Origin of the sequence: Streptomyces sp. NBC_00459 (genome assembly GCF_036013955.1) — a bacterium.
In the GTDB taxonomy this organism is placed as follows: domain Bacteria; phylum Actinomycetota; class Actinomycetes; order Streptomycetales; family Streptomycetaceae; genus Streptomyces.
The window spans coordinates 8,128,202-8,149,081 of the sequence record NZ_CP107903.1; the positions used below are offsets into that span (position 1 = coordinate 8,128,202).

18 protein-coding genes are annotated in these 20,880 nt (G+C 70.0%); 11 read left to right on the top strand and 7 right to left on the bottom strand.

Annotated features, from left to right (window positions below; all coding sequences use genetic code 11):
- Positions 1-112 precede the first annotated feature (112 nt).
- Both OHN74_RS35830 and OHN74_RS35835 read left to right on the top strand, forming a co-directional pair.
- Entirely contained in the window at positions 113-1,033 is a 921-nt protein-coding gene (locus OHN74_RS35830; protein ID WP_327698712.1) for a class I SAM-dependent methyltransferase, read from the top strand.
- A 221-nt stretch (positions 1,034-1,254) separates the two neighbouring features.
- Positions 1,255-1,956, top strand: coding sequence for an SDR family oxidoreductase (locus OHN74_RS35835; RefSeq protein WP_327698713.1), 702 nt, complete (start codon positions 1,255-1,257; stop codon positions 1,954-1,956).
- A 113-nt stretch (positions 1,957-2,069) separates the two neighbouring features.
- Here OHN74_RS35835 and OHN74_RS35840 read toward each other — a convergent pair whose 3' ends face one another.
- Together OHN74_RS35840 and OHN74_RS35845 are read right to left on the bottom strand one after the other, a co-directional pair.
- Positions 2,070-2,765, bottom strand: coding sequence for a glycoside hydrolase family 75 protein (locus OHN74_RS35840; protein WP_327698714.1), 696 nt, complete (start codon positions 2,763-2,765; stop codon positions 2,070-2,072).
- A gap of 390 nt (positions 2,766-3,155) precedes the next feature.
- Complete coding sequence (locus OHN74_RS35845; protein ID WP_327698715.1) at positions 3,156-3,992, bottom strand: aldo/keto reductase; 837 nt, start codon at positions 3,990-3,992, stop codon at positions 3,156-3,158.
- Positions 3,993-4,261: 269 nt separating this feature from the next.
- Here OHN74_RS35845 and OHN74_RS35850 point away from each other — a divergent pair, with 269 nt between their 5' ends.
- Complete coding sequence (locus OHN74_RS35850) at positions 4,262-5,056, top strand: Tat pathway signal sequence domain protein (protein ID WP_327698716.1); 795 nt, start codon at positions 4,262-4,264, stop codon at positions 5,054-5,056.
- Positions 5,057-5,068: 12 nt separating this feature from the next.
- Here the strand turns inward: OHN74_RS35850 and OHN74_RS35855 are convergent, their stop codons facing one another.
- A complete protein-coding gene (locus OHN74_RS35855; RefSeq protein WP_327698717.1) occupies positions 5,069-6,895 on the bottom strand; it encodes an AMP-dependent synthetase/ligase in 1,827 nt (608 codons plus the stop codon).
- 258 nt (positions 6,896-7,153) lie between these two features.
- Complete coding sequence (locus OHN74_RS35860; protein WP_327698718.1) at positions 7,154-8,017, bottom strand: LysR substrate-binding domain-containing protein; 864 nt, start codon at positions 8,015-8,017, stop codon at positions 7,154-7,156.
- Positions 8,018-8,158: 141 nt separating this feature from the next.
- On the opposite strand from OHN74_RS35860, the gene OHN74_RS35865 reads away from it, so the two are divergent.
- Positions 8,159-9,211 (top strand): bile acid:sodium symporter family protein, encoded by a 1,053-nt coding sequence (locus OHN74_RS35865; RefSeq protein ID WP_327698719.1) that lies wholly within the window; start codon positions 8,159-8,161, stop codon positions 9,209-9,211.
- Positions 9,212-9,293: 82 nt separating this feature from the next.
- On the opposite strand, the gene OHN74_RS35870 is transcribed toward OHN74_RS35865, so the two are convergent.
- Both OHN74_RS35870 and OHN74_RS35875 read right to left on the bottom strand, forming a co-directional pair.
- A complete protein-coding gene (locus OHN74_RS35870; RefSeq protein WP_327698720.1) occupies positions 9,294-11,195 on the bottom strand; it encodes a sialidase family protein in 1,902 nt (633 codons plus the stop codon).
- Between the two features lie 172 nt (positions 11,196-11,367).
- Positions 11,368-12,339, bottom strand: a complete 972-nt coding sequence (locus tag OHN74_RS35875) for a quinone oxidoreductase family protein (protein WP_327698721.1) — start codon at positions 12,337-12,339, stop codon at positions 11,368-11,370.
- A gap of 99 nt (positions 12,340-12,438) precedes the next feature.
- Between OHN74_RS35875 and OHN74_RS35880 the strand changes: the two genes are divergently transcribed.
- A complete protein-coding gene (locus OHN74_RS35880; protein ID WP_327698722.1) occupies positions 12,439-12,870 on the top strand; it encodes a MarR family winged helix-turn-helix transcriptional regulator in 432 nt (143 codons plus the stop codon).
- A 115-nt stretch (positions 12,871-12,985) separates the two neighbouring features.
- On the opposite strand, the gene fdhD is transcribed toward OHN74_RS35880, so the two are convergent.
- Positions 12,986-13,843 carry a formate dehydrogenase accessory sulfurtransferase FdhD gene (gene fdhD / locus OHN74_RS35885; protein ID WP_327698723.1) on the bottom strand — a complete coding sequence of 286 codons (858 nt, stop codon included), beginning with the start codon at positions 13,841-13,843 and terminating at the stop codon, positions 12,986-12,988.
- Positions 13,844-14,182: 339 nt separating this feature from the next.
- Between fdhD and OHN74_RS35890 the strand changes: the two genes are divergently transcribed.
- From OHN74_RS35890 to OHN74_RS35915, 6 genes are all read left to right on the top strand, one after another.
- Positions 14,183-15,517 (top strand): OFA family MFS transporter, encoded by a 1,335-nt coding sequence (locus OHN74_RS35890; protein ID WP_327698725.1) that lies wholly within the window; start codon positions 14,183-14,185, stop codon positions 15,515-15,517.
- Positions 15,492-15,641 carry an MFS transporter small subunit gene (locus OHN74_RS35895; protein ID WP_327698726.1) on the top strand — a complete coding sequence of 50 codons (150 nt, stop codon included), beginning with the start codon at positions 15,492-15,494 and terminating at the stop codon, positions 15,639-15,641. Before OHN74_RS35890 ends, OHN74_RS35895 begins: the two co-directional genes overlap by 26 nt.
- Before the next feature lie 139 nt (positions 15,642-15,780).
- Positions 15,781-16,734 (top strand): beta-ketoacyl-ACP synthase III, encoded by a 954-nt coding sequence (locus OHN74_RS35900; RefSeq protein ID WP_327698727.1) that lies wholly within the window; start codon positions 15,781-15,783, stop codon positions 16,732-16,734.
- A gap of 234 nt (positions 16,735-16,968) precedes the next feature.
- Positions 16,969-18,150 (top strand): ROK family transcriptional regulator, encoded by a 1,182-nt coding sequence (locus OHN74_RS35905; RefSeq protein ID WP_327698728.1) that lies wholly within the window; start codon positions 16,969-16,971, stop codon positions 18,148-18,150.
- A gap of 128 nt (positions 18,151-18,278) precedes the next feature.
- Positions 18,279-19,856 carry a sugar ABC transporter ATP-binding protein gene (locus tag OHN74_RS35910; protein WP_327698729.1) on the top strand — a complete coding sequence of 526 codons (1,578 nt, stop codon included), beginning with the start codon at positions 18,279-18,281 and terminating at the stop codon, positions 19,854-19,856.
- A complete protein-coding gene (locus OHN74_RS35915; RefSeq protein WP_327698730.1) occupies positions 19,853-20,872 on the top strand; it encodes an ABC transporter permease in 1,020 nt (339 codons plus the stop codon). The genes OHN74_RS35910 and OHN74_RS35915 overlap by 4 nt, the downstream gene beginning before the upstream one ends.
- Positions 20,873-20,880: the final 8 nt, after the last annotated feature.

Here is a 20,880-nt window from a genome sequence, read left to right on the forward strand (position 1 = left end):
GCCGAGGGTGGTCATGCGGGAAGTTTCCTTTTGCCGTAGCGGCAACAGAACTGGCCCGGTCGGCGGGGTCGGAGCAGGCTGGTGCCAACGACAAACGGGAGGCCCGTACACCATGGCCCATCAGCACCGGCACAACCACGATCGCGACCAGGCGCCCGCGCACGCCCACAACCATTCCCACGACCACACCGACATCGACTTCGCCAGGATGATCCCCCATCTGGAGGGGCAGGCCGAACTGTTCGCGCCGCTCTACGCCGACGCCCTGGCCTGGCTGTCCGGGCAGCAGCCCGAACCGGGGCTGATCGTGGACGCGGGCAGTGGCCCCGGCATCATCTCGGGCTTCTTCGCGAAGACGTTCCCCGAGGCACGCATCGTCGCGGCGGACAGCTCCGGGCCGCTCCTGGAACGGGCCCGCGAGAACGCGGAACGGCTCGGCACCGCCGACCGCTTCAGCACCATCGAGGCCGAACTCCCGCACGGGCTGGGCGAGTTGGAGTATCCCGCCGATCTGGTGTGGTCGAGCCGGGCCGTCCACCACGTCGGCGACCAGCGGGCCGCACTCACCGCACTCGCCGCCGTACTCGCGCCGGGCGGCACGCTCGCCGTGATGGAGGGCGGCCTCCCCGAGCGGAACCTGCCGCGCGACCTGGGCTTCGGGCGGCCGGGCCTCGAGGCACGACTCGATGTGATCGAGCAGGGCTGGTTCACCGAGATGCGGACCAGCCTGCCCGGCCACGTACGCGAGACCGAGGACTGGCCCGCCCTGTTCGCCGCCGCCGGGCTGCGCCCCTCCGGCGCCCGCTCCTTCACGCTCGACCTCCCCGCCCCGCTCACGGACGCGGCCCGCGCCTACGTGATCGATGTCTTCGACCGGCGCCGTACGAAGTTCGCGGACGAGCTCGACGCGGAGGACCGCGCCACCCTCGACCGCCTCGTCGACCCCGACGACAAGGCGAGCCTGCACCACCGACCCGACGTCTTCGTCCTGGCCACGCACACCCTGTACACGGGTACCAAGCCGAAGGAATAGCCCCCGGGGACCCAGGAGCGAACTGTGCGCACGGGCGGGCAGAGGGCTGTCGGGGACGGGGTGGGGGAGCCGCCCGGCCGGTGTGCCGTACCGGCGGACCTGCCGAGCGGACCTCCGGCGAGCTCCCGTCCCCTCTCGGCCCGAACCTCCTTGACTTGGAGAGCACTTCAAGTGGTGGACTCTCCGCCGTCACGACACGTACGGCTCACACAGGGGGAACCATGCCCGACTCACCCGTCGCACTCATCACCGGTGGCGCCAGCGGCATCGGCGCGGCCGTCGCGCGGAGGCTGCTCGACACCGGCCACCGGGTCACCGTCACCGGCCGGGGCGAGGAGCGGCTGAACGGTTTCGCCGAGGAACTCGGGCGCCCCGAAGGTCTGTTGACGATTCCCGGCAATGCCGCCGAGTACGACCAGGTCCGTGGCGCCGTCGAGACCACGCTGAAGCAGTTCGGGCGGCTGGACACGGTCGTCGCCAACGCCGGGTTCGCCACCCACGACACGGTCGCCGACGGTGACCCGGCCGGCTGGCCGGAGATGGTGCTGACCAACGTGCTCGGGCCCGCGCTGCTCATCAGGGCCTCGATCGACGCGCTGAAGGAGACCCGGGGCCGGATCGTGCTGGTCGGCAGCGTCGCCGGGTTCGTCCATACTCCCGGCAACATCTACGGGGCGACCAAGTGGGCGGTGACCGGCCTCGCCGAGAACACCCGCCGCCAGGTCACGGAGTTCGGTGTCGGCGTGACGCTGGTGGCCCCCGGCCGCGTCGAAACCCCCTTCTGGGACAGCTACGGCAGCCTGCCGCCGGGCCATCTGCTGACGGCCGACCAACTGGCCGACTCGATCGTCTGGGCGATCCGGCAGCCGGCGGGAGTCGACGTCAACACCGTGGTCGTACGGCCGATCGGGCAGCCCAACTGACCTGTGCACGGCCCGAATCGTTTGCCCAGGAGCCCGGTGCCGCGTACATGGACGCGGCACCGGGCCACCCGGGCTTCCCGTCTCCGAGGCTTCGTTGTCCCGTCGCCCCGAACTCAGTTGTCGCGGATGAACTGCCTGGCCAGCTGATCACCCAGGGAGACCGCCGCGCCGTGGCTCTCGATGGGCGATACCTGCGAGTTCTTGAACAGGATGTACGTCACGCCGGAGTCCGTGCCGCCGCTCGCCGGGTCGGGATCGATACCGAGGGCCTGAGCGGTGGCGTACGAAGCCTCGCCGATGATCTTCGAGGGGCCGGTGTCGCCGACGACCGCGTACTGGACCTTGTTGTTGTAGATCACGGCGACCACGCCGCCGCCCCTGATGCCGGCGCCGGAGTGGTTCCAGATGCCGCTGGAGCTGGGCACGACGACGTACGGCAGTGAATCGGCCTTGAGCGGCCTGCCGTTGGACTGGTGGAACGCCGTGTCGTCCTGGTACCAGGGGTCGGTGTTCTCGTTGCACTTCGACGTGCGTTGTCCGTCGCAGTCGATGTCCAGGTCGGCCTTCCAGAACACGGCGCCGTTCTTGCCGCACACGGGGATCGAGGCCGAGGTCTCCTCGTCGGTCCGGTACTTGCCGTTGGAGAGCTGGGAGCAGGACGTCACCTTGGCGAGCAGGTCGGCCGCGCTGACCGAACCTTCCTTGGTGGACGCGGGCCGAGCCGTGCCGGCGGCGTACGAGGGGAGTGCGGCGGTGGCGAGCAGGGCTGCGCCGGCGGCCGCGGTGAGGGTCAGTGTTCGAGAGCGCACTGTGGGGGGACCCTTCTGTTAGGAAAGTTTCCTTACCGGGTGCGATCCAAGGTGGACCTGTTTGCATGGCTGCGTCAACCCTGTCGACCAGGGTTCGATGCGGCCCGCTCGCCGTTGTTCCACGGGGAGTTGGACGCGGCGGAGATCGGACGGGAGCCGGGATCGGGCAGGGCGGCAGGCAACTTCAGGGGGAGCGCGGGTGGTGGCGGCGGTGCGCTTGGGGCGACGGGCGCCGGGGTGGGGTGCGGAGAGCCGACTGGCCGGGGCGATGCTCCGTCCACGCCGAATGTCCGCGCCCCGACGGCCGGGAGCCTGCCTGCTGAGGGCATGCGAAACGCCCCGGAACCGCGACCGGATTCGGTGCGGGCCGGGGCGTTGTCGTGACTGTCGTCAGCCCACCTCGAACGTGGCCGGGTCCGGGCCCAGTCGGCGGTCCTCGTTCAGTGCGCTGATCGCCGCGAGGTCCTCCGGGTCCAGGCTGAAGCCGAAGGCGTCGATGTTCTCCTTGATCCGCGACGGCGTCACGGACTTGGGGATCACCACGTTGCCCAGCTGGAGGTGCCAGCGCAGGACGACCTGGGCCGGGGAGCGGCCGTGCTTCTGGGCGATCGCGACGATCGCCGGGACCTCCAGCAGGCCCTTGCCGGAGCCGAGCGGCGACCAGGCCTCCGTGGCGATGCCGTGCTTCGCGTGGTACTCGCGGGACTCGTGCTGCTGGAGATGGGGGTGCAGCTCGATCTGGTTGACCGCCGGGACGACCGAGGTCTCACCGAGGAGCCGGTCGAGGTGCTCCGGAAGGAAGTTGGAGACACCGATGGTCCGGACGCGACCGTCCGCGTGGAGCTTCTCGAACGCCTTGTACGTGTCGACGAACGCGCCCTTGGCCGGCTGCGGCCAGTGGATGAGATAGAGGTCGACGTACTCCAGGCCGAGCTTCTCCAGGGAGGTGTCGAAGGCGCGGAGGGTGGACTCGTACCCCTGGTCGCCGTTCCAGAGCTTGGTGGTGACGAAGAGGTCCTCGCGGGGGACGCCGGATGCGGCGAGGGCCTTTCCGGTGCCCTGTTCGTTGCCGTAGATCGCCGCTGTGTCGATGCTGCGGTACCCGCTCTCCAGCGCGGTGGCGACCGCCTGCTCCGCCTCGTCGTCCGGCACCTGCCAGACGCCGAAGCCCAGTTGGGGCATCTCGACGCCGTTGTTCAGGGTGATCTGGGGGACCTTGCTGCTCACGAGCTCTCGATCCTTCGGTCGTCGGTTGGGTACTCCCATCGTCAACGATCAGGAGCCGTGCCGCATTCCTGATCGCAAACCTCGTGAGCCTTGCCACAGATTGGCCGGAAACATCTTCGACGGCGCACACGCATTGGTACGGACTATTGACGGTGATCTGTCGGGCGGCGACCCTGTATCACGCCGCAGGTCGTGTTGGTGAACGGCGTGCACATATGTAATCCCCCCTCGTAGGCAGTCACCCCCCCCCACGCTGAGGTGGTCCCACCATGAACACATCCAGGCGAACCCTGCTCGGCGCCGCGCTCGGCGGAGCCGCCGGAGCCGCCGTCGGAGTGCCCGCGCTCGTGAGCCCCGCCCACGCGGCCTCCTGGCAGCAGAAGTGGGCACCCTCCGCGAGCGGCGCCGGGCTCGGAGCCTTCGAGACGATCGAGGACGACCGCGCCGACTCCCACACCGCCGGCCGACCGCACATCTACGCAACAGGAAACAACTGGCGCTTCAACATGCACACCGTCGACCGCGACACCTCGACCGACCGTCAGCGCCAGGAAGTCACCGGGCTGCGCAACGGCAGCGGCGGCAACTACCTCAAGTGGACCGAGGGACAGACCTGGCGGGTCACGTACTCGATGTACATCCCCAGCTCCCTGAAGGCGACGACCAGCTTCACCCACATCATGCAGATGAAACAGCCCGGCGCCGGCACCTCGCCGATGGTCGTGCAGTCGCTGCGCCGGGTGAACGGTGTGCAGACCATCGAACTCAGGCTGCCCATCGACGACATCCTCGTCGGCCGTACGAACCTCGAACCGCTCCACGACAGGTGGACGGACGTCGACTTCCAGATCAAGGTCGGCAACGGCTCGGCGGGAACGGTCCGCTGGATCCTCAGGAGCGGCTCGACGACGGTCGTCGACGCCTCACGCACCGGTGTCGACACCTTCCTGGCCGACCGGGTACGCCCCAAGTGGGGCATCTACCGCTCCCTCGGCGACACTTCGGGCTCGCTCCAGGACTGCTACCTGCTGCTCACGAATCTGCGCGGCTACCAACTCGTCTGACGACGGCGGGTGTCAGGCCCGGTACAGGGCCTCGACCTCCTTCGCGTACGCGTCCTCGATCGCCTTGCGTTTGAGTTTCAGCGACGGGGTCAGCAGACCGTGTTCCTCGGTGAACGGCTGGGCCAGGATGCGGAACGTACGGATCGACTCGGCCTTGGAGACCAGGGTGTTCGCGGTGACCACCGCACGCCGCACCTCCTTCTCCAGGTCCGGGTCGCGGACCAGTTCCGTCGGTGTCAGCCGGGGCTTGTCGCGCATCGTGAGCCAGTGCTCGACCGCCTCCTGGTCCAGGGTGACCAGGGCCGCGATGTAGGGGCGGTCGTTGCCGACCACGATGCACTGGGCGACCAGGGGATGATCCCGGACGCGTTCCTCCAGGCCGCCCGGGGGGACGCTCTTGCCACCCGACGTCACCAGGATCTCCTTCTTGCGGCCGGTGATCGTGAGGAAGCCGTCCTCGTCGAGGGAGCCCAGGTCGCCGGTGGCCAGCCAGCCGTCGTGCAGGGTCGCGTCCGTCGCCTTCTGGTTGTTGAGATAGCCCTGGAAGACGTTGTCGCCGCGCAGCCAGATCTCGCCGTCCTCCGCGATGTGCACGGTCGTGCCCGGGATGGCCTGGCCGACCGTGCCGTAGCGGGTGCGCTCGGGCGGGTTCGCGGTTGCCGCGGCCGTCGTCTCCGTCAGCCCGTAACCCTCGTAGATGTGGACGCCCGCGCCCGCGAAGAACAGCCCGAGCCGCCGGTCCATCCCCGAACCGCCCGTCATGGCGTGCCGTACGCGCCCGCCCATCGCGGCCCGGATCTTGGAGTACACGAGCTTCTCGAAGAGCTGGTGCTGCATCCGCAGGCCCGCCGAGGGGCCGGGGCCCATGTCCCAGGCCTTCTCCTCCATGGCCTCCGCGTAGCGCACCGCCACCTCGACGGCCTTCTCGAAGGGGCCGTCCCTGCCCTCCCGCTCGGCCTTGCGACGGGCCGCGTTGAAGACCTTCTCGAAGATGTACGGCACGCCGAGGAAGAACGTCGGCCTGAACGCGGCGAGGTCGGGCAGCAGGGCCGCCGCGTTGAGCTGCGGCTGGTGGCCGAAACGGACCCCGCCGCGGATAGCGGCCACCTGCACCATCCGGCCGAAGACATGCGCGAGGGGGAGGAAGAGAAGGGTCGCCGCCTCGTCGCCCTTCTTGGAGTGGAACACCGGTTCCCAGCGCTCGATGACGGTGTCCGCCTCGAACATGAAGTTCGCGTGGCTGATGACACAGCCCTTGGGGCGGCCCGTGGTGCCGGAGGTGTAGATGATCGTCGCGGTCGACTCGGGCGTGACCGCGAGCCGGTGCCGGTGCACCACGTCGTCGGCGAGATGCGCACCGCCCTCGTACAGCTCCTGCACGGCGCCGACGTCGAGCTGCCACAGCAGGCGCAGCTCGGGCAGCCGGTCGATGACCGTGGCGATGGTCATCGCGTGGTCCTCGTGCTCCACCATCGCCGCCGTCACCTCGGCGTCGTACAGCATCCAGAAGACCTGCTCGGCCGAGGACGTCGGATAGACCGGCACCACCTGCGCGCCGATCGTCCACAGCGCGTAGTCGAAGAGCGTCCACTCGTAGCGCGTACGGGACATGATCGCGACCCGGTCCCCGAACCGGATGCCCTGCGCGAGCATGCCCTTGGCGAGGGCGAGGACCTCGTCGCGGAACTCGCCCGCGGTCACGTCCCGCCACTGGCCGACCTCGTCCTTGCGGCCGAGCGAGACATGGAGGGGGTCTTCCTGGGCACGTTCGAACACCACGTCGGCCAGTCCGCCCACGGGCGGTGCCAACGCCAACGGAGGGTTGGTGAATTCGCGCAAACCCGCTCCTAGTGACGCTTTGCACAGCGCCGTGAAAGCTACCCCACGCCTTCACACAGCGGGAGGGGTTCCAAGCCGAGGCGTGTTCAGCTTCGGTGCCGTCCCGGGGCGGAAAATACGTCTGTATGGGTCGGGGGCGGACAGAACCTCCTCCGTCGGAGAAGATTACGGTCAGGTAATCTCCACCGAATCCGACCGACCCGCTCACCACCCGTGCCAGGGCTCTTGGGACGGTCTTTAAGGTTCCGGAGGCCGCTGTCAACGCCGGTGCAGCCGGTCCCCGCTCGTCAGGATCGCCGCCGCCAGCGCGTCCGCCGCACTCTGCGCCGACGTACGGCGGTGCCCGTGGACCAGGACGAAGTCGACCTGCCCCAGCTCCGGCAGGCCCGCGCGGTCGGGCACCCGGACCAGACCGGGCGGGACCAGTCCGCGCGAGTGGGCCATCACACCGAGCCCCGCCCGGGCCGCCGCGATCAGGCCGTTGAGGCTCCCGCTGGTGCAGACGACGCGCCACGCCCGGCCCTGCCGCTCCAGGGCCTCCATGGCGAGGGCACGGGTGATGCCAGGCGGCGGATACACGATCAGCGGCACCGGACGGTCGGGGTCCAGCCGGAGCCGTTCCGCACAGATCCACACCAGCTCGTCGTGCCAGACCGGCTCGCCGCGCGGATCCTCGGGGCGCCGCTTGGCCAGGACGAGGTCCAGTTTTCCGGCGGCCAGCTGCTCGTGCAGGGTGCCCGACAGCTCGACCGTCAGCTCCAGATCGACCTCGGGATGGTCGTACCTGAAGGCCTCCAGGATCTCCGGCAGCCGGGTCAGCACGAAGTCCTCCGACGCGCCGAACCGCAGTCGGCCGCGCAGCCGTGTGCCGGTGAAGAACGCCGTCGCCTGCTCGTGCACCTCCAGGATGCGGCGGGCGAATCCGAGCATCACCTCGCCGTCCTCGGTCAGCTCCACGGAGTGCGTGTCCCGGGAGAACAGCTGACGGCCGGCCGCGTCCTCAAGGCGCCGCACATGCTGGCTGACCGTCGACTGGCGCAGCCCGAGCCGCCGGGCGGCCTGCGTGAAGCTGAGCGTCTGGGCCACCGTCAGGAAGGTCCGCAGATGAGAGGGGTCGTACACCCCTCCACGGTACCGGGTTATCGCGAAACGTGATGACAGTCAGAGCGGTGTACGGGATTCCCGATCACGAAACGGAGGAGGACGATGGAAAGGGCACGACCGTCCCCGTACCCGACGTCCCGTACTGAGTAGTGGAGCACCGTGAAACGCCTGAAGTGGCCGAGTTGGATGCCGATCGACCCCTACATCCTGCTGTTGCTCGGAACGGTCGGCCTCGCGGCGCTCCTCCCGGCACGCGGGACGGGCGCCGACGTCGCCTCGGGTGCCTCCACGGCCGCCATCGCCTTCCTCTTCTTCCTCTACGGAGCCCGTCTCTCCACCCGCGAGGCACTGGCAGGACTGAAGCACTGGCGGCTGCACACCACGGTCCTCGCCTGTACGTTCGTCGTCTTCCCGTTGCTCGGCCTGGCCGCCCGCGGACTCGAACCGGTGTTCCTGACCCACTCCCTCTACACCGGCCTGCTCTTCCTCACCCTCGTCCCGTCCACGATCCAGTCGTCGATAGCCTTCACGTCCATGGCCCGGGGGAACGTGCCCGCCGCGATCTGCGCGGGCTCCTTCTCGTCCCTCGTCGGCATCGTCGTCACCCCGCTGCTCGCGGCCACGCTGCTCGGCAGCACCGGCGGCGGCTTCTCGCTCGACTCGCTCAGCGAGATCGTGCTCCAGCTGCTGGTGCCGTTCCTCGCCGGGCAGGTGCTCCGGCGCTGGATCGGCACGTTCGTCACCCGGCACAAGAAGGTACTGGGGCTGGTCGACCGCGGCTCGATCCTCCTCGTCGTCTACACCGCGTTCAGCGAGGGCATGGTCGAGGGCATCTGGCACCAGGTCAGCCCCGCGCGGCTCGGCGGCCTCCTGGTCGTCGAGGCCGTACTGCTCGCGGTGATGCTGGCGCTCACCTGGTACGGGGGCAAGGCGCTCGGCTTCGCCCGGGAGGACCGGATCACCATCCAGTTCGCCGGTTCGAAGAAGTCCCTGGCGGCCGGACTGCCCATGGCGAGCGTCCTGTTCGGCGCACAGGCCTCGCTGGCCGTGCTGCCGCTGATGCTCTTCCACCAGATGCAGCTGATGGTGTGCGCGGTGATCGCCAAGCGCCGCTCGCAGGACCCGGTCGCCGAGTCCGAGGCCGACCCGGAGACCACCGCGCAGGACGCGGCGGACCGCTCACCCATTCTGGCTGAGCCGCGGACCAGGTGAAGCCGGGTGCGCACCCGCGCCCCCGAAGGGGCGCGGGGAACCGCGCGACCAGCCCCCACGGGTCCGCAGGGACACGACCCGCCTAATCCGCGGAGCGACTCGCGTTCACCTGGTCCATGGGCAGCCACAGAACCGTGCTGCCGGTGGCCGTCGCCGGATCCACCGTCGCCGTCATGGAAGCCTTGGACAGTTCAGCGGTCCCCAACGCCCGGTCCCACACCCGGACATCGTCGATCGCACCACTGAAGTGCTGCAAGCTGTCCACCCGTTGACCGATGTGCACCCCGAACACCGAGTTGCGGCTGACGGATCCGGTCACGTCCGCCACGCTGACCGCCGTACCGTCGACGAAGAGGGTGAGCTGGCCGCCGCCACGGCGCAGGGCCGCGAAGTGCCACTGGCCGTCGTTGTAGGTGCCCACCGAGGAAGCGGAGGCCGTCCTGACGGCCGACGCGCCGTCCCGGACGGTGATCAGGCCACGGACCCTGTTGCTCGCGGGCTCGGCGCGCAGCCAGACCTGCGGCTGGGTGGAGCCGACCCCGCCCATCCACAGCAGCGGCCGGTCACCGGTCGTCGCCGTGGTGCGGAACCAGAGGGCCACGGTGAAGTCCTTGGTGCCGAGCGGCAGCCGGTTGCTGTACGGGAGGCGTACGGCGTCGTCCACGCCGTCGAACTCCAGCGCGCCGGCGCCGAACACGCCGGTGGTCTGCGCGGCGCCGCCCAGGACGGCGGCCGGGCGGGCGAGCGGGGCCAGGTCACGGGTGGTCGGGTCCGGGCCGCGCGCCGGGGTCAGCCAGTCCTCGGTGAAGCGGGCGAAGCGGATCTCGTCGCGTGCGTCGACGGTGCCGCCCTCGTACATCAGGCCCACCGTCGCGCCGTCGATCTTCACCAGGTCGGAGTAGCCCGACCAGTCCCGGGTGACGACCGTGCCCCGGTCCACGCTGTCCCAGGTGCGCCCGCCGTCGTACGAGGAGCGGATCATCATCGTCCGGCGCCGGTCGGGATCGCCCGGGCAGGCCAGCAGCACGCGGGCGCCGAAGCCCACGGTGGAGCACTGGACCTGGGGCGCGTAGAGATCAGGGAGAGCACGGAAGGGGGCGAGGAAGCTGCTGCCGCCGTCCGCGCTGAAGGCCTGGGTGCGGTGTCCGAGGTCCGTACCGTCCTGTTCGCGACCGCTGACCAGGATCACCCCGTCCGAGCGCTCGGTGAGCGTCACCTCGGACGGTTTCTGCCGGAAGGTGCCGTCGGCCGCGATCGGCCAGCTGTCGGTGGCACCGACCTTCCAGTGGTCACCGCCGTCGTCGCTGATGATCAGCGCGGCGTGGTTGGCGCTGATCCGACTGCCGTCCCATGTCTCGGTGTTGACACCGAAGACGAGCCGGCCCGCATGCGGGCCCCGGGTGAGCTGGATGCCGTGCACGGGGCCCGTCGCATACCAGGAGTTCCACTGCGGCGGCATGATCTCGGCGCTCAGGTCGCGCGGCGCGGACCAGGTCAGCCCGTCGTCGTCGCTGTACTGCAGATGGGGAGTGCGGTCGCACGGCACCGGGCAGTTGCCGCCGCCCCGGCCCGTGTTCCAGCTCTCCGCGAGGAGGATGCGGCCGGTCTCCCGGTCCACGATCGGTGCCGGGTTGCCGTGTGTGTCGACTCCGCCGTCGTTGACCACCTGGACCGGACCCCAGGTGCGCCCGTCGTCGGTCGACCGCTTGACGACGATATCGATGTCACCGGCGTCCCCGCAGTTGTCCTTGCGCCCCTCGGCGAAGGCCAGCAGCGTGCCCTTCAGGGTCCGGACGATCGCGGGGATCCGGTAGCAGGCGTAACCGGGGTCCTGGGAGGCCCGGAAGAGAACCTGCTGCTCGAACGTGGCCGTCCCGGTGGCCTGTTCGGCGCCTGCGGGGCTCGGCAGTGCGAGCAGCAGAGCGGCCGTGGTGAACACGGCCGTGAGGGTGGATCTGAGACGTGCGTGAAGACTTGACGGCATGTACGGCCCTGCCCTTCAACGTCTGGACTTCATGCGTCTGGACTTCAGAGTTCGTGACTTCAGAGGTCTGGACATCTGAACAATCGGGCATCCGAAAATCTGGACATCCTACGTCCAACCTGCGCGCATCAGACGGTAGTTGGATGCTCAGCCGCCCCACAAGAACCGTGTGTCAAGGGATCAGGACAACCTTGCCGAGGTTGGTCCGGGACTCGATGACCCGGTGTGCGACGGCCGCGTCCGCCAGCGCGAACTCCCCGTGCACCACCGGTCGTACGGTTCCTTCGGTGAACAGCCGCCACAGTTCGCGGCGCCACCGCTCGTACAACTCGGGTTGCCCGCGGGCTATTCGGCGCAGCTGGAACCCGGTGACGGTCACGGCGCCCACCAGCAGGTCGTACGCCTGGATCGTGCCGCCGCCCGAGCTGTACGCGACGAGCCGCCCGCCGGGGGCGAGGGTGGCCAGCGCCGGGGTGAGCAACGCTCCGCCGACCGCGTCGAGGACATAGTCCACGGACGCGACTCCGTCTCTCGGGGCCCCCTCGTCGGGCCTGGCGTCCTGGCCGTTGTGGCCGTTGTGGCCCATCCGGTCGTACGGGACGACCTCGTCGGCTCCGAGGGAGCGCACGAAGCCGGCCTTGGCCGGGTCGGAGACGGCGCCCACGACCCGGGACGCGCCGCGCGTCCGCGCGAGCTGCACCGCGAGGTGCCCGACTCCGCTCGCCGCCCCGGTGATCAGCGCTGTTTCGCCCGGTGCGGGCCGGGCCGCGGACAGGGCGCCGAGGGCGACCAGCCCGCTGCGGACGAGTACGACCGCGTCGACCGGCGAGGCACCGTCGGGCACACGGGAGGCCATCGACTCCTGGAGCACCGCGAAGTCGGCGTAGCTGTGGCCGAAACAGAGCCCGGTCACCCGGTCGCCGGGTCGGAAGCCGGTCGATCCGGCGCCCGCCGCCACGACCTCCCCGGCGATCTCACCGCCGAGCGGACCCGGTTCGGCGGCCTCGGTCACCTTGCGTACGACGGGCAGGGTGACGCCGATCGCCTCGCACCGCACGAGGAGCTCACCGGGCCCGGGCTCGGGCACGGGGACCTCTTCCAGGAACAGGGGGCCACCCGTGTGCCCGTACCGAACACGGCGCATCCGCACCTCGTACCTCGTATCTCCAGAAAACCGTTGGGAGCTCCAACGATAAACGTATAACCATTGGGAGGTCCAATGATTATTGGTTAGTCTTTCCGCATGTCTGTCGAACTTCGTTCCATACGCGTCCTCCCCAGCTGGATCCTGGGGAGGGCGGCCGACCGCGGGAGGGCGCTGGTCGCCGCCGCGCTGGCCCGCGAAGGGCTGAAGATGTGGCATCACGTGGTGCTGTCCGCCGTCGCGGAGCTGGGCCCGGTCGCGCAGGCCGAACTGGTGCGCGGGGTGGGGCTCGACGCCAAGGACATGGTCGGCGTCCTCAACGACCTTCAGGACGCCTCACTGGTCGTGCGCGCACCGGACCCGCACGACCGGCGCAAGAACGCGGTGACGGTCACGGCCGAGGGCCGCCGGCTGCTGGCCCGCTGCGAGCGGGCCGCGCGAAAGGCGAACGACGAACTGCTGGCGCCGCTCACGGTCGTGGAACGCGAGCTGTTCATGGGCCTGCTCACCCGGGTTTCGGGCACGACATGACGGCGGGCGGGCAGGCGGACGTGCAGGCGAGCAGGCAGGTAGAGGCGGGGCCCCACCGGCGCAGGGGGCGCTCCCCGCCGTTCGGGGCCCCGCCGCCGTGCCGCGGGGAAGCCGGTCAGCCCTGGGAGGCCGCGGCCTGCAGGGCGATACGGTCCTCGCCCGCGTACACGTTCATGTTGGCGCCCCGGAGGAAGCCCACCAGGGTCAGCCCTGACTCGGCCGCCAGGTCGACGGCGAGCGACGAGGGCGCCGAGACGGCCGCCAGTACCGGGATCCCGGCCATGACCGCCTTCTGCGCCAGTTCGAACGACGCCCGGCCGGAGACCAGCAGGATCACCCGGGACAGGGGCAGGTCGCCGTTCTGCAGCGCCCGCCCGACCAGCTTGTCGACGGCGTTGTGCCGGCCCACGTCCTCCCGGATGTCGAGCAGTTCGCCCTCCTCCGTGAACAGGGCCGCCGCGTGCAGGCCCCCGGTCCGGTCGAACACCCGTTGGGCCGCGCGGAGCCGGTCGGGGAGGCTCGCGAGCAGTTCGGGTGTCACCCGGACCGGGGGAGCGTCGGCGCCGTCGTCGATGGCCCAGCGGGCCGTCGTACGGACCGCGTCCAGGCTCGCCTTGCCGCACAGGCCGCACGAGGACGTCGTGTACACGTTCCGCTCCAGCGTGATGTCGGGCAGCACCACGTCCGGAGCCGTCCGCACGTCCACCACGTTGTACGTGTTCGAACCGTCCTCCGTGGCGCCCGCGCAGTACACGATGTTCTGGAGGTCCCGCCGCTCGGCCAGCACGCCCTCGCTCACCAGGAAGCCGGCGGCGAGCGCGAAGTCGTCGCCCGGGGTGCGCATGGTGATGGCGATCGGCTTGCCGTTCAGCCGGATCTCCATGGGTTCCTCGGCGACGAGCGTGTCCGGACGGGCGGAGATCGCCCCGTCCCTGATCCGGATCACCTTGCGTCGTTCCGTGACTCGTCCCATGTCCTGATCAGCCCCGGTTCTGTACGTGCTGGTAAGTGACCTTCTCGTTCTCATTGTCCTGCACGCGCAGGTGGCCCCGAGGTGCAGGGAGCTCTGTTGCCGCAGGGGAACAGGTTGACGACATATTGTCTACAGTATGGACCTCGGGTCGGCAAGGGATGCGGCACAGGTGGGTACGGAACGCACGTGGCTCGGAAGCGACGCCCGGTGTGGCCGGGATACCGTTCGTCCGGTCCGAACGACCGTTCGGCGCAGCCCGGATACCGTTCACCGCATACGGTCGGCGAGTTCGACCGGCCGCCTTCCCAACCGCGCGGCCGGTTCCTATCGTCCGGGATCATGAGTCCCCCCATCGCGCCCCCCGGCTGGAGCCGCTGGCTCGTACCCCCGGCCGCCCTCTCGGTCCATCTCTCCATCGGTCAGGCCTACGCCTGGAGCGTCTTCAAGCCGCCGCTGGAATCCGCGCTCGGCCTCAGCGGCACCCAGAGCGCGCTGCCCTTCCAGCTCGGCATCGTGATGCTCGGCCTGTCCGCCGCGTTCGGCGGCACCCTCGTAGAGCGCAACGGGCCCCGCTGGGCCATGACCGTCGCCCTGGTCTGCTTCTCCTCCGGCTTCCTGCTCGCCTCGCTCGGCGCCGCCACCGAGCAGTACTGGCTGATCGTCTTCGGCTACGGCTTCGTCGGCGGCATCGGCCTCGGCATCGGGTACATCTCGCCCGTCTCCACCCTGATCAAGTGGTTCCCGGACCGGCCCGGCATGGCCACCGGCATCGCGATCATGGGTTTCGGCGGCGGTGCGCTCATCGCCTCGCCCTGGTCGGCGCAGATGCTGGAGTCGTTCGGCTCCGACAGCTCCGGGATCGCGCTCGCCTTCCTCGTGCACGGACTGTCGTACGCCGTGTTCATGTCGCTCGGGGTGCTCCTGGTGCGGGTGCCGCGCGGTGAGAAGCCCATCGGCGGCGGCGCGAGCGGGCCGAGCGCCCTCTCGGGCGTCCAGGTCTCAGCGCGCAGCGCCGTGCGGACCCCGCAGTTCTGGTGCCTGTGGGTCATCCTCTGTATGAACGTGACCGCGGGCATCGGCATCCTGGAGAAGGCCGCGCCGATGATCAAGGACTTCTTCGCGGACAGCTCCACCCCTGTCTCGGTGTCGGCGGCGGCCGGTTTCGTCGCGCTGCTGTCGGCGGCCAACATGGCGGGCCGGATCGGCTGGTCCTCCACCTCCGACCTGATCGGCCGCAAGAACATCTACCGCGTCTACCTCGGTGTGGGGGCGCTGATGTACGCGTCGATCGCCTGGTTCGGGGACTCCTCCAAGCCGCTGTTCATCCTGTGCGCCCTGGTGATCCTCTCCTTCTACGGCGGCGGCTTCGCCACCGTCCCCGCCTATCTGAAGGACCTCTTCGGGACCTACCAGGTCGGCGCGATCCACGGGCGGCTGCTCACCGCCTGGTCCACGGCCGGTGTTCTCGGCCCGCTGATCGTCAACTGGATCGCCGACCGGCAGGAGGAGGCCGGCAAACACGGCTCGGCACTCTACGGGCTGTCCTTCTACATCATGATCGGACTGCTCGCCGTCGGCTTCGTCGCCAACGAACTCGTCCGCCCCGTCGACCCCCGCCATCACATCCCCGCACCGAAGGAGGCCGCCGATGTCCAGCGAGAGCAGTCCGTCTGAGGGTGCGGGCCCGCCGCCCGACCGCCGGCCCCTGATCGCGTTCGCCTGGCTGTGGGTGGGGGCGCCGCTCTGCTACGGCGTGTATGAGCTGGTGCAGAAGGCGACACAGCTGTTCACGGGGTAGGTGTTCGGACACTCTGCGCTCTGATGGAAGCCGACAACCCTGCCGCGCTAATCCTGTGGCATCGCGTGCCGTCGTACTGGTGAGTCACTGATCAGACTGGTGGATCCCGCTACCGAAAAGCAGCAAGGGGGACCCACCCATGAACGGCTCGCGCATCGCCGCCGTCGGTCACTACCAGCCCGCCAAGGTGCTCACCAACGAGGATCTGGCGGGCCTGGTCGACACCAACGACGAGTGGATCAGAAGCCGGGTGGGCATCCGTACGCGCCACATCGCCGGTCCCGACGAGCCCGTCGACGAGCTGGCCGCGCACGCCGCCGCCAAGGCGCTCGCGGCGGCGGGACTGGCAGCGAGCGACATCGACCTTGTCCTCGTCGCCACCTCGACCGCCATCGACCGCTCCCCGAACATGGCCGCCCGGGTCGCCAACAGGATCGGCATCCCCTCGGCGGCCACCATGGACCTCAACGTCGTGTGCGCCGGCTTCACCCACGCCCTGGCCACGGCCGACCACGCCGTACGGGCCGGGGGATCCGTACGGGCCCTCGTCATCGGCGCCGACAAGATGTCCGCCGTGACGGACTGGACCGACCGTACGACCTGCGTGCTCGTCGGGGACGGGGCGGGCGCGGCGGTCGTCGAAGCCTGTCCGGCGGACGCGGGGGGACCCGCCGGTATTGGGCCCGTGCTGTGGGGCTCGGTGCCCGAGATGGGGCACGCGGTACGGATCGAGGGCACGCCCCCGCGGTTCGCGCAGGAGGGGCAGAGCGTCTACCGCTGGGCCACCACCCAGCTGCCGCGCATCGCCCGCCAGGCCTGCGAGCGCGCGGGCCTGACCCCCGAGGAACTCGCCGGTGTCGTTCTGCACCAGGCCAACCTGCGCATCATCGAACCGCTGGCGGCGAAGATCGGCGCGGTGAACGCCGTCGTGGCACGCGATGTCGTCGAGTCCGGCAACACCTCGGCCGCCAGCATCCCGCTCGCCTTCTCGAAGCTGGTCGAGCGCGGCGAGATCTCCAAGGGCGACCCGGTCCTGCTGTTCGGCTTCGGCGGCAACCTCTCGTACGCCGGGCAGGTCGTCCGCTGCCCGTGAGCGGGGCGGGCCCACGGGCTCACCATGGACGGGTGGGCCATCTGCGGTCCACCCAGGGCGCCTTCACGGCGCCCTCTTCTTTGTCCTCTCAGTGGAAGAAGTAAGCGCCAATCTGTGCTCACCTTCTTCCCGGCCCCGGCAGTCACTGCTACGTTCCACTCGAAAGCCCGGCGAAGTGGCCGGAAACAGTGGCCGGTTGGTGCCTGACTAGGCGGGGAGGGGCTTGTGAGACGTATGACAGCTCGACCCGCGAACGCCCATCAGGCCCGGCTGCTGCGCCTGTTGCGTGACGGCGGGCCCAACTCCCGGGCCCAGCTGGGGGACCAGGTCGACCTGTCGCGGTCCAAGCTGGCCGTGGAGGTGGACCGGCTCCTGGAGACGGGCCTGATCGTGGCCGACGGACTCGCCGCCTCGCGAGGCGGTCGCCGCTCCCACAACATCCGGCTCGCCCCCGCCCTGCGCTTCCTCGGCGTCGACATCGGCGCGACCTCGATCGACATCGCGGTCACCAACGCCGAACTGGAAGTGCTGGGACACCTCAACCAGCCCATGGACGTCCGCGAGGGCCCGGTCGCGGTCTTCGAGCAAGTCCTGTCCATGGCGGCCAAGTTGAGAGCCTCCGGGCTCGCGGAGGGGTTCGACGGCGCCGGAATCGGCGTCCCCGGTCCGGTCCGCTTCCCCGAAGGCGTACCGGTCGCTCCGCCGATCATGCCCGGCTGGGACGGCTTCCCCGTACGGGAGGCGCTCAGCCAGGAGCTGGGCTGCCCGGTGATGGTCGACAACGACGTGAACCTGATGGCGATGGGGGAGCAGCACGCGGGCGTCGCCCGTTCCGTGGGCGACTTCCTCTGCGTCAAGATCGGCACCGGTATCGGCTGCGGCATCGTCGTCGGCGGTGAGGTCCACCGCGGTGTCACCGGCAGCGCCGGCGACATCGGTCACATCCAGGCGGTACCCGACGGGCGCCCCTGCGCCTGCGGCAACCGGGGCTGCCTGGAAGCCCACTTCAGCGGCGCCGCTCTCGCCCGCGACGCCAAAGAGGCGGCCCAACAAGGACGTTCGGCGGAACTCGCGGCCCGGTGGGAGGCGAGCGGCGCCCTGAGCGCCGTCGACGTCGCCGCCGCCGCTGCCGCCGGGGACGCCACCTCGCTCGACCTGATCCGCGAGGGCGGCAACCGCACCGGCCAGGTCATCGCCGGTCTGGTCAGCTTCTTCAACCCCGGCCTGGTGGTGATCGGCGGCGGGGTGACCGGCCTCGGCCACACCCTGCTCGCCGCGATCAGAACCCAGGTCTACCGCCAGTCGCTGCCACTGGCCACGGGCAACCTGCCCATCGTCCTGGGGGAGTTGGGCCCCACCGCCGGAGTCATCGGCGCGGCCCGCCTCATCAGCGACCACCTGTTCTCACCCGCGTAAGACGACTCCGTACCCACGTCACCCGACGCACACCACCAGCACAGCGCCCTGCTCTGCCCTGCGCAAACGCCTGCCCAGCAAGCGATCCACCCTGCAACCGGCCCGCACGCCCGCCAAGGGGAACCGTCATGGCACCAGAACCACCGCTGCTCAGCATGTCCGGCATCACCAAGTCGTTCCCCGGAGTCCGCGCCCTCGACGGCGTCGACCTCGACGTCCAGGCCGGCGAAGTGCACTGTCTGCTCGGCCAGAACGGCGCCGGGAAGTCCACCCTCATCAAGGTCCTGGCCGGCGCCCACCAGCCCGACGACGGCACGATCAGCTGGCGCGGCGAGCCGGTCACCCTGCGCTCGCCCATCGCCGCCATGCGTCTCGGCATCGCCACCATCTACCAGGAACTCGACCTGGTGGAGCATCTGTCGGTGGCCGAGAACGTCCACCTCGGCCATGAACCCACGGCCGCCGGATTCGTCGTACGGGGAAAGGCGGCCAAGGCGTCGACTGCCGCACTGCTCAAGCGACTCGGGCACCCGGAGGTCGATCCCGGGCGCCTGGTCGGGGAGTTGTCGGCGGCGCAGCAGCAGATCGTGTCGATGGCGCGGGCACTCTCCCACGACGTACGGCTGATCGTCATGGACGAGCCCTCCGCCGCGCTCGACCCGGAGGAGGTCGACAACCTCTTCCGGATCGTCGGCGACCTGACCGCCGACGGGGTCGCCGTCGTCTACATCTCGCACCGGCTGGAGGAGATCCGCCGCATCGGCGACCGCGTGACCGTGCTCAAGGACGGCCGCGCGGTGGCCGGCGGACTCCCCGCCAAGTCCACGCCGACCCGCGAGGTCGTCGCCCTGATGACCGGCCGGAACGTCGAGTACGTGTTCCCGGAGCGCCGCACGACACCACAGGACGTGGGCGCCGTACCGGTCCTCGAAGTCCAGGGGCTGGCCAGGCAAGGCGAGTTCGCGCCCGTCGACCTCACCGTCCGCCCCGGCGAGATCGTCGGCCTCGCCGGACTGGTCGGGTCCGGACGCTCGGAGATCCTGGAGACGATCTACGGCGCCCGCAGACCGACCGCCGGTCAAGTCATCGTCGACGGAAAGGCGTTGAGGCCCGGCAGCGTACGCGCCGCAGTGCGCGCCGGGCTCGGGCTCGCCCCCGAGGAACGCAAGGCGCAGGCCCTGCTGATGCTGGAGTCCGTCACCCGCAATGTGTCGGTCTCCTCCATCTCCCGCTTCGCACACGGCGGTTGGATCGACCGGGGCGCCGAACTGGGCGCCGCCCGCGCCGCCACCCGCGAGCTGTCGCTACGGCCCGACAACCCCTCCGTACCCGTCCGCACCCTCTCCGGCGGCAACCAGCAGAAGGCGGTCCTCGCCCGCTGGCTGCTGCGCGGCTGCCGTGTCCTGCTGCTCGACGAACCCACCCGGGGCGTCGACGTCGGAGCCCGCGCCGAGCTGTACGCGGTGATCCGCCGCCTAGCCGACGAGGGCCTCGCCGTCCTGCTGGTCTCCAGCGAAGTGCCCGAGGTGCTCGGCCTCGCCGACCGTGTCCTGGTCCTGCGCGAGGGCCAGGTCGTCCACACGGCACCCGCCCGCGAACTCGACGAACACCGCGTGCTCGACCTCGTGATGGAAGGAGCCCCTGTGGCCAGCGCATCCTCTGCGGCCGGCAGCTCTGCGGCCGGTGAAAGGGGCCCCGCATCATGACGCAACCCGTGTCCCCGCCGCGCGACAGCACCGACAAGATCCCGTCGGCCGGTCAACTCCCGGCCTGGCGGACCATGGTGGCCCGCGCCGACGTCCGCACCCTCTCCCTCCTCGGCGTGCTCGCCGCGCTGATCGTCGTCGGCGGCATCACCAAGCCCGACGAGTTCCTCGACACCCGCAACCTCCAACTCGTCCTCACCCAGGCCTCGGTGATCGGTGTCGTCACCGTCGGCATGACCTTCGTCATCATGTCGGGCGGCATCGACCTGTCGGTCGGCGCGATCGTCGCCCTCTCCTCCGTGTGGGCGACCACCGTCGCCACCCAGGAGTACGGATTCGCGGGCATCCTCTTCACCGCGGTGCTCGTCGGAGTGGCCTGCGGACTGGTCAACGGCCTGCTCATCGCGTACGGCGGGATGGTCCCGTTCATCGCCACGCTCGCCATGCTGGCCTCGGCGCGCGGACTCGCCCTCCAGATCACGGACGGCGCGACACAGATCGTCACGATCGACAGCGTTCTCGACCTCGGCGAGCGTGACGCGTACATCCTCGGCATCCCGCCGCTGGTCATGGTCTTCGCGGTAGTGACGATCCTCGGCTGGCTGATCCTGAACCGCACCACCTTCGGCCGCCGCACGGTCGCCGTGGGCGGCAACGCGGAGGCGGCCCGCCTGGCCGGCATCGACGTACGCCGCCAGCGCCTCTACCTCTACCTCCTGTCCGGACTGTGCTGCGGGATCGCCGCCTTCCTGCTGATCATCCTGACCGGCTCGGGCCAGAACACCAACGGCAACCTGTACGAGCTCGACGCCATCGCCGCCGCGATCATCGGCGGCACCCTGCTCAGCGGGGGTCGCGGCACCATCGTCGGCTCCGTCCTGGGCGTCCTGATCTTCATCACCATCACCAACATCTTCGCCCTGAACAACCTGCAGAGCGATGTGCAGCAGATCGCCAAGGGCGCGATCATCGTCGCCGCCGTGCTCGTCCAGCGCCGTACCGCAAGCACGACCTGAGGGAAGGG